Annotated in this window: 14 protein-coding genes and 3 tRNA genes; 15 read left to right on the forward strand and 2 right to left on the reverse strand. The window is 57.7% G+C overall.

The window, feature by feature from the left end:
* Positions 1 to 12 precede the first annotated feature (12 nt).
* From tolB to nadA, 6 genes are all read left to right on the forward strand, one after another.
* Positions 13 to 1329 carry a Tol-Pal system beta propeller repeat protein TolB gene (tolB, locus tag FPL19_RS13605; RefSeq protein WP_150913123.1) on the forward strand — a complete coding sequence of 439 codons (1317 nt, stop codon included), beginning with the start codon at positions 13 to 15 and terminating at the stop codon, positions 1327 to 1329.
* A 61-nt stretch (positions 1330 to 1390) separates the two neighbouring features.
* Positions 1391 to 1972, forward strand: a complete 582-nt coding sequence (gene pal, locus FPL19_RS13610) for a peptidoglycan-associated lipoprotein Pal (RefSeq protein WP_150913125.1) — start codon at positions 1391 to 1393, stop codon at positions 1970 to 1972.
* Positions 1973 to 1984: 12 nt separating this feature from the next.
* On the forward strand, positions 1985 to 2722 hold the full coding sequence (gene ybgF / locus FPL19_RS13615) for a tol-pal system protein YbgF (RefSeq protein WP_150913127.1): 738 nt from the start codon (positions 1985 to 1987) through the stop codon (positions 2720 to 2722).
* A 37-nt stretch (positions 2723 to 2759) separates the two neighbouring features.
* Positions 2760 to 2835 (forward strand) — tRNA-Lys (locus tag FPL19_RS13620).
* An 89-nt stretch (positions 2836 to 2924) separates the two neighbouring features.
* Positions 2925 to 3000: transfer RNA gene (locus tag FPL19_RS13625), tRNA-Lys, on the forward strand.
* Between the two features lie 195 nt (positions 3001 to 3195).
* The gene (nadA, locus tag FPL19_RS13630; RefSeq protein ID WP_150913129.1) at positions 3196 to 4257 is read left to right on the forward strand and encodes a quinolinate synthase NadA; all 1062 of its coding nucleotides are present in this window, start codon (positions 3196 to 3198) and stop codon (positions 4255 to 4257) included.
* 4 nt (positions 4258 to 4261) lie between these two features.
* On the opposite strand, the gene FPL19_RS13635 is transcribed toward nadA, so the two are convergent.
* The gene (locus FPL19_RS13635) at positions 4262 to 5743 is read right to left on the reverse strand and encodes a M48 family metalloprotease (RefSeq protein WP_150913131.1); all 1482 of its coding nucleotides are present in this window, start codon (positions 5741 to 5743) and stop codon (positions 4262 to 4264) included.
* A gap of 104 nt (positions 5744 to 5847) precedes the next feature.
* Here FPL19_RS13635 and FPL19_RS13640 point away from each other — a divergent pair, with 104 nt between their 5' ends.
* The 9 genes from FPL19_RS13640 to FPL19_RS13680 all read left to right on the forward strand — a co-directional run bounded on the left by FPL19_RS13640 (position 5848) and on the right by FPL19_RS13680 (position 14231).
* Positions 5848 to 6075, forward strand: coding sequence for a sulfurtransferase TusA family protein (locus tag FPL19_RS13640; RefSeq protein WP_150913133.1), 228 nt, complete (start codon positions 5848 to 5850; stop codon positions 6073 to 6075).
* 30 nt (positions 6076 to 6105) lie between these two features.
* Positions 6106 to 7185, forward strand: a complete 1080-nt coding sequence (locus FPL19_RS13645; RefSeq protein ID WP_150913135.1) for an AI-2E family transporter — start codon at positions 6106 to 6108, stop codon at positions 7183 to 7185.
* Positions 7186 to 7255: 70 nt separating this feature from the next.
* Positions 7256 to 8134: a 4-hydroxy-tetrahydrodipicolinate synthase gene (gene dapA, locus FPL19_RS13650; RefSeq protein ID WP_150913137.1), complete on the forward strand. Its 879-nt coding sequence runs from the start codon at positions 7256 to 7258 to the stop codon at positions 8132 to 8134.
* Positions 8135 to 8171: 37 nt separating this feature from the next.
* Positions 8172 to 9284: an outer membrane protein assembly factor BamC gene (bamC, locus tag FPL19_RS13655; RefSeq protein ID WP_191965280.1), complete on the forward strand. Its 1113-nt coding sequence runs from the start codon at positions 8172 to 8174 to the stop codon at positions 9282 to 9284.
* Positions 9285 to 9328: 44 nt separating this feature from the next.
* Complete coding sequence (gene purC / locus FPL19_RS13660) at positions 9329 to 10042, forward strand: phosphoribosylaminoimidazolesuccinocarboxamide synthase (RefSeq protein ID WP_150913139.1); 714 nt, start codon at positions 9329 to 9331, stop codon at positions 10040 to 10042.
* Positions 10043 to 10075: 33 nt separating this feature from the next.
* Positions 10076 to 10810, forward strand: a complete 735-nt coding sequence (locus FPL19_RS13665) for a TIGR04219 family outer membrane beta-barrel protein (RefSeq protein WP_150913141.1) — start codon at positions 10076 to 10078, stop codon at positions 10808 to 10810.
* 51 nt (positions 10811 to 10861) lie between these two features.
* The gene (locus tag FPL19_RS13670) at positions 10862 to 11869 is read left to right on the forward strand and encodes an NAD-dependent epimerase (RefSeq protein ID WP_150913142.1); all 1008 of its coding nucleotides are present in this window, start codon (positions 10862 to 10864) and stop codon (positions 11867 to 11869) included.
* 33 nt (positions 11870 to 11902) lie between these two features.
* Positions 11903 to 13195, forward strand: a complete 1293-nt coding sequence (locus tag FPL19_RS13675; protein WP_150913144.1) for a GspE/PulE family protein — start codon at positions 11903 to 11905, stop codon at positions 13193 to 13195.
* A gap of 43 nt (positions 13196 to 13238) precedes the next feature.
* Positions 13239 to 14231, forward strand: a complete 993-nt coding sequence (locus FPL19_RS13680) for an aldo/keto reductase (RefSeq protein WP_150913146.1) — start codon at positions 13239 to 13241, stop codon at positions 14229 to 14231.
* Positions 14232 to 14316: 85 nt separating this feature from the next.
* Here FPL19_RS13680 and FPL19_RS13685 read toward each other — a convergent pair.
* Positions 14317 to 14393 (reverse strand) — tRNA-Val (locus FPL19_RS13685).
* Positions 14394 to 14444 lie beyond the last annotated feature (51 nt).

Here is a 14444-nt window from a genome sequence, read left to right on the forward strand (position 1 = left end):
AACGAGGCAATCATGACAAATCGGAGCAACACAAAGGGCGGCGCACTATCGCTGCTGGTAGCGTTTATTCTGTCGCTGCTGGCCGTTCCTGCTGCTGCCAACGAGCTGCTTATCCGGATCACCGAAGGTGCCGAGTCGGCCATTCCCATTGCCGTGGTGCCTTTTGCCGAATCCGGCCAGATGCCCGCTGGTGACAAGATCTCCAGCATTATCCGCAGCGACCTGCGGCTGAGCGGAGAGTTTGACCCGCTGGCACCGGAGAAGATGCTCAGCCTGCCATCCAGCGGCGACGACGTGTTCTTCCGGGACTGGCGGTTGCTGGGCCAGCGTTATGTGCTGGTTGGGCAGGTGACCAGCACTGGCGGTACACTGCAGGCCCGTTACGAGCTTTACGATGTCAGCCAGGAAAAAAGACTGGTCGGTGCCACCGCCTCGGCGCCACAGTCGGCCTCAAGAACACTGGCCCACCACATCAGTGACCGCATTTATGAAGCCATTACCGGTGTCCCCGGCGTGTTTTCCACAAAGCTTGCCTACGTCACCCTTGAACGCAGTCAGGCAGGGTCCAGATATCGGCTGAACGTCAGTGACGTCGACGGTAAGCGGGCCACGGTCCGTCTTGAAAGTGACGAGCCCATCCTGTCCCCGGCCTGGTCGCCGGATGGCAAGAAGCTTGCCTATGTGTCTTTTGAGACCGGAAAACCCGCCATCTACGTTCATGAACTGGGTTCGGGTAAGCGGGAACGGGTTGCCGATTTCCGCGGGCTGAATTCAGCGCCGGCCTGGTCGGGTGATGGGCGTTCCTTGTTGATGACCCTGTCCAAGGATGGCAATGCCGAAATCTACCGGATGAATCTGGCCAGTGGTGAGCTGAAGCGCCTGACCAATCACTGGGCGATTGATACCGAAGCCAACTGGGACCACGGCGGTAACGGCTTTTTCTTCACCTCGGATCGCTCCGGTGGCCCGCAGATCTATCACAAGGCCAGTGAAAGCGCCGAGCCCCGTCGGATAACCTTCGGTAGCCGCTACAACGCGCGTCCCCGTTCTGATTCCGATGGTGAATATGTGTACTATGTTCACCAGCGTGAGGGATCGTTCCACATTGCCCGGACCAATCTTGAAACCGGCAACGAGACCATTCTGACGCGCACCGGATCCGATGAATCACCCAGTCTGGCGCCCAATGACCAGATGCTGATATACGCAACAAAAAAAGGCGAAGACAGTGTACTGACCGTCATCTCCGCGAACGGCGGATCAGCGTATAGTCTGCCTGCATCCCGTGGTGATGTCCGTGAACCGGCCTGGTCGCCGATCCTCCGATAGCGGCCGTGCCGCCTCGGCTTATTGCTAGCAACAGAAGACACTCAAACGAAAGGGTAAAGATATGAAACTGACAGCAACACACAAAGCACTGGCACTGGTTTTTTCATTCGGCCTGATGGCTGGTTGCAGCAGCACCGGCGACACCATGGGCGACGATGGAAGCATGGGTGGCACTGGCGGAACCTCTGGCCAGGAAAGCGGCACCACCGTGTTTGGCGGTGAAGACGGAAGCGGCGTGTCCTCCTCCGAGATGACCGAGCAGCAGCGTCGCGAAGCCGAAGCCCGTGCGGAAAGGGCTCAAGAGCAGGCCATGCGCGAAGTCACCACTTTCTACTTTGATTTCGATACCGCTGAAATCAAGCCGGAAGCTCGTGATGTGCTGGTTGCCCATGCCCGTTTCCTGCAGGCCAACCCGGACCAGAACGTGAGAATTGAAGGCCATGCCGACGAGCGTGGCACCAAGGAATACAACCTGGCCCTGGGCGAGCGTCGTGCCAATGCGGTTCAGCGTTTTCTTATCGTCAACGGTGCGGCCCGCGGCCAGACTGAAACCGTCAGCTACGGCGAAGAGAAGCCCGCTGTACTGGGTTCCGGCGAGAGCGTCTGGGCCCAGAACCGTCGTGTTGAACTGATCTTCCAATAACAGGCAATGATCATGAGGAAATCTCTCATGGCGGCCCTGCTGACCTCGCTGGCATTCATGCCAGTGGGGTCAGCGCTGGCCCAGTCGGGCGGCTCGGGCAGCCAGGCTAACGCCGAATTGTTTTATATGATCCAGCAACTGCAGGGCGAAGTGCGCCGTTTGCAGGGCAGGGTTGAAGAGCAGGGTCACCAGATCGAGCGCCTGACGGAACAGGCGCGTGATCGCTATATCGATCTGGACCAACGCATTCTCGATTTGTCGGCGAAAGTGTCAGAAGCTGACAAGCCTGCAACTGCCGCATCGGCAGAACAGGGCGGCGCCCAGGGGCAGCCTCAACCGGTAAAGCAGAAAGAGTATCGCGCGCCCACCGCTGAAGAAAAGAAAGCCTACGACACCATCCAGACGCTCATTCGTGAAGAGAAAAAGTTCAACGAGGCCATAAACGCCCTGTACGACTTTATCGACCGCTACGATGAGGGCGACCTGACCGTCAACGCCTATTACTGGTTGGGCGAGGTTTATCTGGCCGAAGACCAGCTGGAGCAGGCGAAGCAGGCGTTCACCATTGTGGCAACCCGTTTTGGCGATCACCGCAAGGCGCCGGATGCCGTCTACAAGCTGGGCGTGACCCTTGACCGGCTGGGTGAGACCGCCGAAGCCAAGCGTCGGATGGAGTCGGTTGTCCGCAAATACCCGGACAGCAATGCCGCCTCATTGGCTAAAAGCTATCTTGACGGTAAAAGGGGTTGATCGGCGCGTAAAAATCATTACTATATGCGCCTCGTTTGGGTCGTTAGCTCAGTTGGTAGAGCAGTTGGCTTTTAACCAATTGGTCGAAGGTTCGAATCCTTCACGACCCACCAAATCCGAAAATGAGCTGGTGGTTGTCATTGTCAGTTCATTCAGATTTTCCGGGCTCAGGCTTCGCCGGTTCAGGAAATCTACCAGTTATGGGTCGTTAGCTCAGTTGGTAGAGCAGTTGGCTTTTAACCAATTGGTCGAAGGTTCGAATCCTTCACGACCCACCAACGAAAAGGGAAGCCCACAGCTTCCTGAACGAAAAGAGCCTTCGGGCTCTTTTTTTTTGCCTGAATGATCATACATTGTACGTAGGCCACCGTAACAAAGACTGAAGGGTTGCGGTTGCAGGAATGTGACGCTGCCATGAAACTCCGGGCCAGAGTGATATACTTTTTCCAGCCCGACACCACCGAGACGTTGTAATGACACGAGCTGTAGACCGAATTCTGGTGCAGGAACACCTTGCACACCGCGCAGAGCCCAAGCCTTTGAGCGACAGTGAAAAATCCGATCTTGAAACCCTCATCAAAAACGCCCTCAAGGCCGAGGACGCGGTGCTGGTCGCGCACTACTACACGGATCCGGATATCCAGCGCCTGGCAGAGGAAACCGGCGGCTGCGTTGCCGATTCCCTGGAAATGGCGCGTTTTGGTAACCAGCACAAAGCCTCGACCGTGGTGGTTGCCGGTGTGAAGTTCATGGGCGAGACCGCCAAGATTCTGAATCCGGAAAAGCGGGTGCTGATGCCGACCCTGGAAGCCACCTGCTCACTGGATATTGGCTGCCCCGCTGACGAATTCACGCGATTCTGTGACGAACATTCTGACCGCACGGTGGTGGTATATGCCAACACCTCTGCCGCTGTAAAGGCCCGGGCTGACTGGGTGGTTACCTCCAGCTGCGCCCAGGCGATTGTGGAGTCACTGGACGCCAGAGGCGAAAAGATCCTGTGGGCGCCGGACAAACACCTGGGCCACTACGTGCAGAAAACCACCGGCGCGGACATGCTGTTATGGGATGGATCCTGCATTGTGCACGAGGAGTTCAAATCCCGGGGCCTGGAGGATCTGAAAGCGCTTTATCCGGATGCCGCCGTGCTGGTTCACCCAGAGTCTCCGGACGCGGTGGTCGAAATGGCCGATGTGGTCGGGTCTACCTCCCAGCTGATCCATGCGGTTCAGACGATGCCCAACGAGCAGTTCATCGTGGCCACCGATAACGGCATTTTTTACAAGATGCAGCAGCTGGCGCCCAATAAGACGTTGATAGAAGCGCCGACGGCCGGCAATGGCGCGACCTGTCGCAGCTGCGCCCACTGTCCTTGGATGGCCATGAACGGTTTGGAAAACCTGCTTCGGGTGATAGAGCAGGGTGATCAGGAAGTTCACGTTGATCCGGAACTCCGGGAGAAGGCTCTCAAGCCCCTTGAGCGGATGCTGGGCTTTACTGCCAACATGAACCTCAAGGCCGCTGGCAACGCCTGAGCCGTCAGCTCTTGCGCTTGTTCGCCAGGGCTGTTGATACCTGTGACAATCTCTCTGTTACAACCTGCCGCGTGGGCGTTCCCGGCGGCAGTTTTTCCTGGGCCTGGCGAAGCTGTCGTTCAGCGGCCTCAAGGTCTCCCATCAGAATGTTGTACTCGGCCCGGGCCCGGTGAACCCCGACGATGTTCCGTGCCATGCCTTCCGCTTCCGCCAACTGAAGCCAGAGGTGCTCACGGCCCGGCAATTGCCGGGTCAGCTGCTTGAGCCGTTCGGCGGCCTTTTCCGCATTGCCCGCCTTGATTTCAATCGTCGCCAGCTTCTCGGTGATGGGATAATTGCCGGGGTTTTTCTCCAGGGCTGTCAGCATCATCTGCCGCGCCTCCTGATATTGCTCCTGTTCCACCAAAGCTTCGGCCAGCGTGACAAGGTAGGTGATCCGTCCCGGATTGCGGTCCAGAAGCTTGCGAAGCTCGGTTTCCGCCTCAGCGGGTTGGCTGTTCCGGAGCAGGGCAACCGCCAGACCGTACTGCAATGAGCTTCCGTTTTCCGGCGTTGCCTGCTCAAGATCACTGCGGAAGGTGTTAACGGCAACGTCGGCGGAACGGGCATAGCGGACCTGCAGTCGGGCGCGTACCAAGTGGTATTCCAGCGAATCCTCATAGCTGGATTCCGGGTATTGCTTGGCCCGGCTCATGGTATCCGACACCCGGCTCTGGGTGAGCGGGTGGGTGGACAGATATTCCGGAACCTGATTTCCCTGAAGCCGGTTCTGTCGCATCATGATCTGGAACATTTCCGGCATGCCTTCCGGGTCCAGGCCCGCGTTTGCCAGAATTTCCAGGCCTACCCGGTCAGCCTCCTGCTCGTGACTCCGGCTATAGGCCAGCATGTTCTGTACGGCCATGGCCTGGGTGCCGGCGATCGCCGCAATGCCGATATCCGACTGGGTGACCGCCGTCAGCACGATCCCCGCCAGCATTCCCGCAATCTGCAGAGGGGCGCTCATTTTCTGTTGCTCCAGCCGGCGGGCAAAATGTCGCTGGCTCAGGTGGGCAAGCTCGTGGGCCATCACCGAGGCGAATTGCTGCTCGGTCTCGGCGTTCAGGAACAGGCCGCCGTTCACGCCCACAATGTTGCCCGGCACCGCGAAGGCGTTTATCGCCGGGCTGTCGATCAGGGCAAGCGTCAGGTCGGGGCTTTCCAGCGGGGTGAACGGCACCAGCCGGTAGGTTATGGCGCTCAGATAACTGTATACCAGCGGGTCCTCGATCTGGTCGGCAGAGCGGCGGATCGAGATCATCACCTGGCGGCCAATGTCGTTTTCCTGCTGTTCAGAAATCAGACCGCCACCCACGCCGCCAATGCTTGGCAGCGGTGCTTCTCCCGGCGACTGCCCGCTGGCCGGGGTGGCGACCAGAAGGACGCAGGCCAGGCTCGCGCAGAGAACACGGGCAAGGGACTTGGGGAAAAACAGGCGGTGATTCATGGCTCTGGGGCACTCACTGGTCTGATACTATGATGGTGCATTAAATTGGTTCCGGCGGCATAATGCTCGCCTTTCAGTCTATTTGATTCTGGTGCTTCTTCCCTATGACAGATCGTACTCTGGATACCACCGGGCTGCGCTGTCCGATGCCGCTTCTGAAAACGAAACTGGAGCTCAACGGCATGGCGGCCGGCGACGTGCTTCTGGTTATCGCTTCTGATCCCGGTTCCGCCAGGGATATTCCGGCATACCTGTCGTTGACCCGCCACGAGCTGGTCAGTTCCTCGGAAGAGGGAGGCCAGTATACGTTTATGATAAAGTGCGCCGGTTAAGTCCACGTTGTCAGTCTTTCGGAGTCATTGATGATCAAAATATTACGTGGTCTTGCCCACAAATACTTTTCAGATGAAGAAGCCGTCATACTTTTCCTCATTCTGGTGCTGGGCACGGTATTCATCATCCTGTTCGGCGCCATGCTGGCGCCTGCCATCGCGGCGGTGATTGTCGCCTTTATTCTGCAGGGCCTGGTTACCAAGCTGAATCGTGTTGGCGTGCCTGAGGTCGTTTCGATCATCGGCGTATTTCTGGTGTTTCTCGGGCTCCTGATAGGCTTCCTGTTTGGCCTTTTGCCTCTGATCTGGGGTCAGGTTACCTCCCTCGCCGGCGAAGCGCCGCGGATATTCCGCGAGCTGCAGACCTACCTGGAACTGCTGCCCCAACAGTATCCGACGCTGATCTCCATGGAAGGTATCAACACAATCTACAATCAGGTCACCACAGAGGCCGGCCGGATTACCCAGTGGCTGGTTTCGTTCTCCCTCGAGAGTATTCCCGATGTGGTTGCCCTGCTTATCTATATGGTGCTCTTGCCCATCCTGGTCTTTTTCTTCCTGAAGGATCGCAAGGTACTGCTGGGCTCCATTGCCCGGTTGCTGCCGCCCCAGCGCCCCATGATGGTCAAGATCTGGAATGAGGTAAATCTTCAGTGTGCCAATTATGTCCGGGGCAAAGCGGTTGAAATCCTGATCGTTGGCGGTGTCACCTACGTTGCCTTCAAGTTCCTGGGTGTGCCCTACGCTGCGTTGCTTTCTCTTATGGTGGGGCTGAGCGTGGTCATTCCCTATATCGGGGCGGCGGTGGTCACCATTCCCGTTGCCATGATCGCATTGTTCGCGTTTGGCTGGGGCAGCCAGTTCATCTGGGTCATGGTGATCTACGGTATTATCCAGGCGCTGGACGGTAACGTGCTGGTGCCATTGTTGTTCTCGGAAGTAAACAACCTGCACCCGGTGGCCATTATCATTGCGGTGTTGTTCTTCGGAGGCATCTGGGGTCTGTGGGGTGTATTCTTTGCGATCCCGCTTGCTACCATGCTCAAAGCGGTGTTTGCCGCGTGGCCGGTAAACGGTCATCAAACAACGGGGCCAACTGAACAGGCCTGAGGGCGGGTAATTCCCTTGTGTCAGTTCAAACCCGACATTACCATATCGCTTTTATTCGGACGGAGCTTTTATGATTACGGGTAGCCTTGTCGCTCTGGTCACGCCCATGCACGAAGATGGAAGCGTTCACTGGGAGCATCTCGACCAGTTGATCGACTTTCACCTGAACAACGGGACTCATGGCATTGTCGCTGTCGGTACAACCGGCGAGTCTGCCACTCTGGATCCGGACGAACATATGAGTGTGATCGGCCACATCATCAAACGGGTGAATGGTCGTATCCCGGTGATTGCCGGCACCGGCGGCAACAGCACCCGTGAGGCCATCGAGCTGACCGAAAGGGCCCACAAGCTCGGCGCCGACGCCTGCCTGCTTGTTGTGCCTTACTACAACAAGCCTACCCAGGAAGGCCTTTACCGCCACTTCAAGACCATTGCGGAAGCCGTCCCGGGCGTCAACCAGATCCTGTACAACGTACCTGGCAGAACTGCCTGTGACATGCTTAATGAAACGGTTGAGCGCCTGGCGGACATTCCCAATATCATCGGTATCAAGGACGCCACCGGTAATATTCCCCGCGGTGCGGAACTGGTCGAGGCCGTAAAAGGCCGCCTGGTTGTCTACAGCGGCGACGACGCCACCGCAGCCGGCCTGATGCTCGCTGGTGCCAAAGGCAATGTGTCGGTCACGGCCAACGTTGCCCCGAAGGGCATGGCGGCGCTTTGCGAAGCTGCGATTGCCGGCAACGAGGAAGAGACCGATCGCCTCAACGAATTGCTGATGCCCCTCAACCGCAAGCTCTTTCTTGAGGCCAATCCGATCCCCGTCAAATGGGCATTGCACCGTATGGGCATGATCGGGGAAGGCATCCGCCTGCCACTGACGCCGCTGAGTGAAAGATTTCACGGCGAGGTGGAAGACGCGCTTAAAGCTTCGGGCGTGCTCTGAGCCGGGCGGAAACACCTATCAAAACTGGAGTCGCCTGATGGCGTTCATGTTCAGGATTAATATCCCGACATTTAGTGAGTATTCTGTTAAGAAAATCGGGCCCCTTGCGGGCCTGATGTTTGTATTGGCGGCCTCCGGCTGCAGTTTTATCGAGGATCGTACCGAACGCTATGTCGATGCGCCGGAGGGTACACCACTGAAGCTCCCGGAATCCGCCGACGAAAGCCGTTTCAGCCAGATGATGCCGGTTCGGGAAATTTCGGCGCCGGATGCCGGTCGGATGTACGTCGGCGAATTGCCGGAACCGCCGGATATGACTTCCGAAATTCTCCAGGAAAACTACGTCATTGAAGTGGTTGATGACGAAATCTGGCTTCTGGTAAACGATGTGCCCGGTCGTTTGTGGCCTGCGGTCAGTACCTGGATGGCCCAGCAGGGGCTGGGCATTGCCTACCAGAACCCCCAGCTTGGTCTGCTTCAGAGCGAACTGGTCAATTACAGTAAGCGTGCCCGGGAGTTGCTGGGGCTTCCCGACAAGCCCGCTGGTGAAGAACAGTTGCTTGCAGTGCAAGCGAAGGTCGCCCCCGGTGTTCGCAGAAAAACCACTGAAATTCAGGTGCGCACTTTCAACGCACAAAGCAACGATGTCAGCCAGCTCGTGGCCTGGAATGACAGTGCCAGCCGTTCCGAAACCGAGCTGGAGACCAGCCGCAGGTTGCTGACCGACCTGAGCGAATTCCTCAAAGCCCGGGAAGACAGCAAATCATACTCCCGTGCGGCGTTGAATATGCCCGCCGAGCCTCTGGTCAGGCTGGTGTCCGAGGACGAAGTGGCCAAGCAGATTGTGATGGATCTGGATTATGGTCGCTCCTGGGGCGAGGTTCGCCGTGCCCTGGACGAAGCGGGAATACCCGTGGTCGATCTGAACCGGGAAGAAGGCTATTTCTTCGTGGATGCCCGGCCGGATTCCGCCAGGGATTCTGGCTGGTTCCCCTGGTCGAGCGACCCCTCCGACCCGGTTCGCACCCATGACCTGATTCTGGAAGCAGGGGAAGAGAACCTGATCGTGACCGCCAGAAGAGCGCCCGAATATACCGGTGATATCCGCCCCGAGGCTTTACTGTCCAGGCTTTTCGAATATCTTTATTAAGTAACAGCACTGCCCGGCGGCCCGGGCATGTCCGGAGACAAACGATGGAAAAACGTGAAGAGCTATACGCGGGCAAAGCAAAATCGGTGTATCGCACCGATGATCCGGAACGGTTCGTGATGGTCTTCCGAGACGACACCTCTGCCTTTGACGGTGAAAAGAAAGAACAGCTCAACCGTAAAGGCATGGTTAACAACCGTTTCAACGCCTTCATCATGGAAAAGCTCGAGGCGGCGGGTATCCCCACGCATTTTGAAGGCCTGTTGTCAGAGACCGAATCACTGGTCAAAAAGCTCGATATGATTCCGGTGGAGTGCGTCGTTCGAAATATTTCCGCCGGCAGTCTCTGCCGTCGACTGGGGGTGGAAGAGGGCAAAACCCTGCTCCCGCCCACTTACGAACTGTTTCTGAAAAACGACGCCATGCATGATCCAATGGTGAACGAGAGCCTTGCGGTCAGTTTCGGCTGGGCCGAGGAAGCCGAACTGGCGCGGATGAAGGAACTGACCTATCAGGTCAATGATGTCCTCAAGGCGCTGTTCGAGGAAGCCGGCATGCTGCTGGTGGACTACAAGCTCGAGTTCGGCCGTGCCGGCGACCAGATCGTCCTGGGTGACGAATTCAGCCCTGACGGCTGCCGCATCTGGGATAAGGAAACCCGCAAAAAGATGGACAAGGACCGTTTCCGTCAGGGGCTTGGCGATGTGATTGAAACCTATGAAGAAGTGGGTCGCCGTCTTGGAATCCAGTTCGGCTGACCACTGACTGACTATAACGGAGACAGGTATTTTATGCGTAAACTAGCAACAATCGCAGGCAGCGCCCTGCTGGTGACCAGCTCTTTTGCCGCGGCAGACGTTCTGGGCGTTGGCGCCAGCGTTAGCTACTGGGATTCTGATCTTTCCGGTGAGGCCGGCAAGAACTCCAGTGTAGTCGACCTGGAAAATGACCTGAATCTCAGTAGTGACAGCAGCGCCAACCTGGAAGCCTATTTTGAGCACCCGGTTCCGATTCTGCCGAATGTTCGCCTGAACTACACTCGGATTCAGCAGAGCGGTAGCGGCGAGCTTTCCACGGGTTACGATGTCATCAGCGGTGGCGCGCCCGTGGATTCCGACCTGGACCTGAGTCAGTTCGATGCGACGCTTTACTACGAGCTGCTGGATAACTGGGTCAATCTGGATGCAGGTCTGACCGTGCGCAGCCTTGATGGCGAACTGATCGTCCGGGAGCAAACCACCAACGGACAGGTCAGCCGTACCGAGATCAAAGGCGCCATACCCATGGGCTACCTTTCAGCCCGGTTTGACCTGCCGTTTACCGGCGTGTCGGTAGGTGCCCAGGGCAACATCATCAGCTATGACGGCGATTCGGTCTCTGACTTCAACGCCTATGGCCAGTATGAGGTCTCTGTACTGAGTCTTCGCGCCGGCTATCGCCAGATGAACATTGATTTCGAAGACAGCAACGATCGACTGGACGTAGAAGTAGGCGGGCCCTTCATCAGCGCGGGCCTGACTTTCTGACCCGGCCGGATATGAAGCCGGCCTGACCTTCCACGGATAATGGAGAAAGCAGTGAAAATTCTGGTTACGGGCACCGCGGGGTTTATTGGCTCCCATCTTGCGCATCGGCTTCTGGACCGGGGCGACGAGATTATCGGCGTAGACAACGTCAATGACTATTACGACGTCAGCCTGAAAGAGGCCCGCCTGAGCCGGCTGACCTGTAAGCAGGGTTTCACCGAGGTCCGCAAGGACGTGGCAGATCGTCAGGCCATGGCGGCACTGTTCGAGGAGCATAAGCCCGAAAGGGTCGTACACCTGGCCGCCCAGGCCGGTGTGCGTTACTCCCTTGAAAATCCCCATGCCTACATCGACGCCAACCTAGTGGGCTTTACCAACATTCTGGAAGGGTGCCGCCACAACGGCGTAAAGCATCTGGTGTACGCGTCCAGCAGCTCCGTCTACGGCGCCAACGAGGCCATGCCTTTCTCGGTTCACGATAATGTGGACCACCCGCTCAGTCTCTACGCCGCCTCAAAGAAAGCCAATGAGCTAATGGCTCACACCTACAGCCATCTTTACAACATGCCCACCACCGGCCTCCGCTTCTTTACGGTTTATGGCCCCTGGGGCCGCCCGGATATGGCGCTGTTTATCTTCACCAAGAAGATCCTGGCCGGTGAGCCCATCGACGTGTTCAACCATGGCCATCACAGGCGCGACTTCACCTACATTGATGACATTGTGGAAGGCGTGATCCGCACCCTGGACAACGTCGCCACACCGAATCCCGCATGGAGCGGCGCAAAACCTGACCCTGGCACCAGCATGGCGCCTTACCGTCTCTACAACATCGGTAGCAATAATCCGGTAGAACTGTCACGCTTTATCGAGATCATCGAAGAACGTGTGGGAAGAAAAGCCGAAAAGAATCTGCTTCCGCTGCAACCGGGAGACGTTCCGGCAACCTACGCCAATGTGGACGACCTGATCGAAGACGTGGGATACAAGCCCTCTACAACGGTCGAAGAGGGGATCGCCAACTTCGTGGACTGGTATCGGGAGTTCTATCAGGTCTGAGTAAGGCAATATAACGCCAGAAAGGAGGTCTTTATGAGCGGTAAAAGCCGGGCAGAGCAAAGGTTTGAGCGACATTTAAGGGACCATCTTCTTGTTGAATACCGTCAGTTGATGGACGAGGATCAGGAAAGCGAGGAAACGCTCGAAGCTCACGCTCTGCTGACCGACGCCGTCAACGCCCGCGCCACCGACCTTCACCTGGATCCTTTCCCCGATCAGTATCGGGTCCGGCTGCGGATCGACGGCATGATGGTCGACGCCATGGAAGTCTCCTACGACCAGGGCCGTCGCCTGGTAAACCAGTTCAAGGCTATGGCCACCCTCGACCCTATCCCATCCGTCCGCTGCAACGAAGGCAGCTTTGTCTATAGTCTCGACGAGACCGATCTGGATTTACGGGTCACCGCTATCCCCTGTGTTTCCGGCGACAAACTCGCCATCCGGGTGTTGTCACCGCCGGAAGCTGTCCAGGACATTCAGGAACTGGGCATTCCCTCCGAAGGCGTTGAATGGATCAGACGCTGGATGGACGCCACCGGCGGCATGTTTCTGGTGGCCGGCCCCACCGGCAGCGGCAAGACCACCACGCTCTATGCCCTTCTGCACGAGCTGAAGCTCAGCGACAGCCATGTGATCACTCTGGAGGATCCGGTCGAGTACGAGATACCGGGCATCAACCAGATTCAGGTGGACCCCATGCATGACCTGACCTTCGCCAATGGCACCCAGGCCATGCTGCGCCTGGATCCGGACTATGTGCTGATCGGCGAAATCCGTGATGTGCCCTCTGCCCAGGCGGGTATCAGCGTGGCCACCAGCGGCCGCTCATTGATGGGAACACTGCACAGCCGCGATGCGGTTGGCACCATTACTGCCCTTCGCAATCTAGGTCTTGACGATTACGAGATCGCTGCCAACCTTGGTCTGGTGGCCGCCCAGCGTCTGGTGCGCAAGCTTTGTCCCGAGTGCCGTACCAAAGGCAAACCGGACAACATTGAAAAGCAGTGGCTCAGGCAATGCGGCCGCGAGGTCCCTGACGAAACCTGGATACCGGTCGGTTGCCCGGCCTGCAATAACCTTGGCTTCCGTGGCCGGATTGGCGTGTTCGAGGTGTGGCAACTGACCGAAGATGACTACGCCCGTATTCTGCGCCATGAGGACGAGCTCAGCCTCCGGCACAGCCTGATTGAAAGAGGCCAGCCGCTTATGCTCGACGATGGCCTGGCGAAAGTTGAAGAGGGCTTTACCACGCTGCGTGAGCTGCTGCGAACCGGGGTTCTTTTGTCCCACCATTCTCCTTCAGAGCTCGACACGCAGGAAAAATAGGGCCTCGCAGCATCTGAAATTACCAAACCAGACGGGAGGAATTATGGATACCCGAACGTTCGGAAGTACAGATATTCAGGTGACACCGGTGGGCCTTGGCACCTGGGCCATTGGTGGCTGGATGTGGGGCGGCACGGATGAAACCCAGTCCATTGACACCATTCACGCCGCGATCGATAAAGGCATCGGCCTGATTGATACCGCACCGGTCTACGGATTCGGCCGCTCCGAGGAAATTGTGGGTAAGGCTCTGCAGGGCGGCCGTCGCGACAAGGTTGCACTGGCCACCAAGGTTGCCCTCAACTGGAACGACGACCACAACAAGGTCTGGCGCGACGCCACGGCCAGCCGTATAGAGCGGGAAATCGATGACTCGCTGAAACGCCTGCAGACAGACCACATCGACATCTACCAGGTTCACTGGCCAGACCCCATGACCCCCATGGAGGAAACCGCCCGGGCTTTGGAGAAGCTCTACAAGGCCGGAAAAATCCGCGCCATAGGCGTAAGCAACTTCAGCCCCGATCAGATGGCGGAGTTCAGCAAACACGCGCCCCTGCACAGCCTGCAGCCGCCCTATAACCTGTTTGAACGCGAGATCGAGCAGGACGTGCTTCCACACTGCCGGGAGCAGGGGATTGCCACCATTACCTACGGCGGCCTCTGCCGTGGCCTGCTGACCGGCAAGATGCGGGAAGACACCGAGTTCACCGGTGACGACCTGCGCAAGAACGACCCGAAATTCCAGGGTGAACGCTATGGCCAGTACCTGAAGGCGGTGGCAGAACTGGACGCCTTCGCCCGCGAGCGTTACCAGAAAAACGTGCTGGCACTGGCGCTTCGCTGGCTGGTCGATCAGCCGGGTGTGACCACGGCACTGTGGGGTGCAAGACGCCCGGAGCAGCTTGATCCGGTCAGCGAGATCGAAGGCTGGTCTCTGGATCAGGACGCGATGGCTGCTATCGACGGAATTCTGGAGCGCTGCATCAAAGATCCGGTAGGGCCGGAGTTCATGGCGCCGCCAGCTCGGAAGTAGCTCTTAGGGTCTTTCAAAAGGGCACAAAAAAGCCGCTGGGGATTAAATCCGCCAGCGGCTTTTTTTGTGGAATCCTCGGCGAGAGTGGTAGGACCAGGCAGATTTGAACTGCCGACCTCTGCCATGTCAAGGCAGCGCTCTAACCAACTGAGCTATGGTCCTATTTGTCATAACCGTCTCGCAACGGGGAGGAAATATACTGATTCGCCCCCA

This window comes from Marinobacter halotolerans (genome assembly GCF_008795985.1).
Lineage (GTDB): Bacteria > Pseudomonadota > Gammaproteobacteria > Pseudomonadales > Oleiphilaceae > Marinobacter > Marinobacter halotolerans.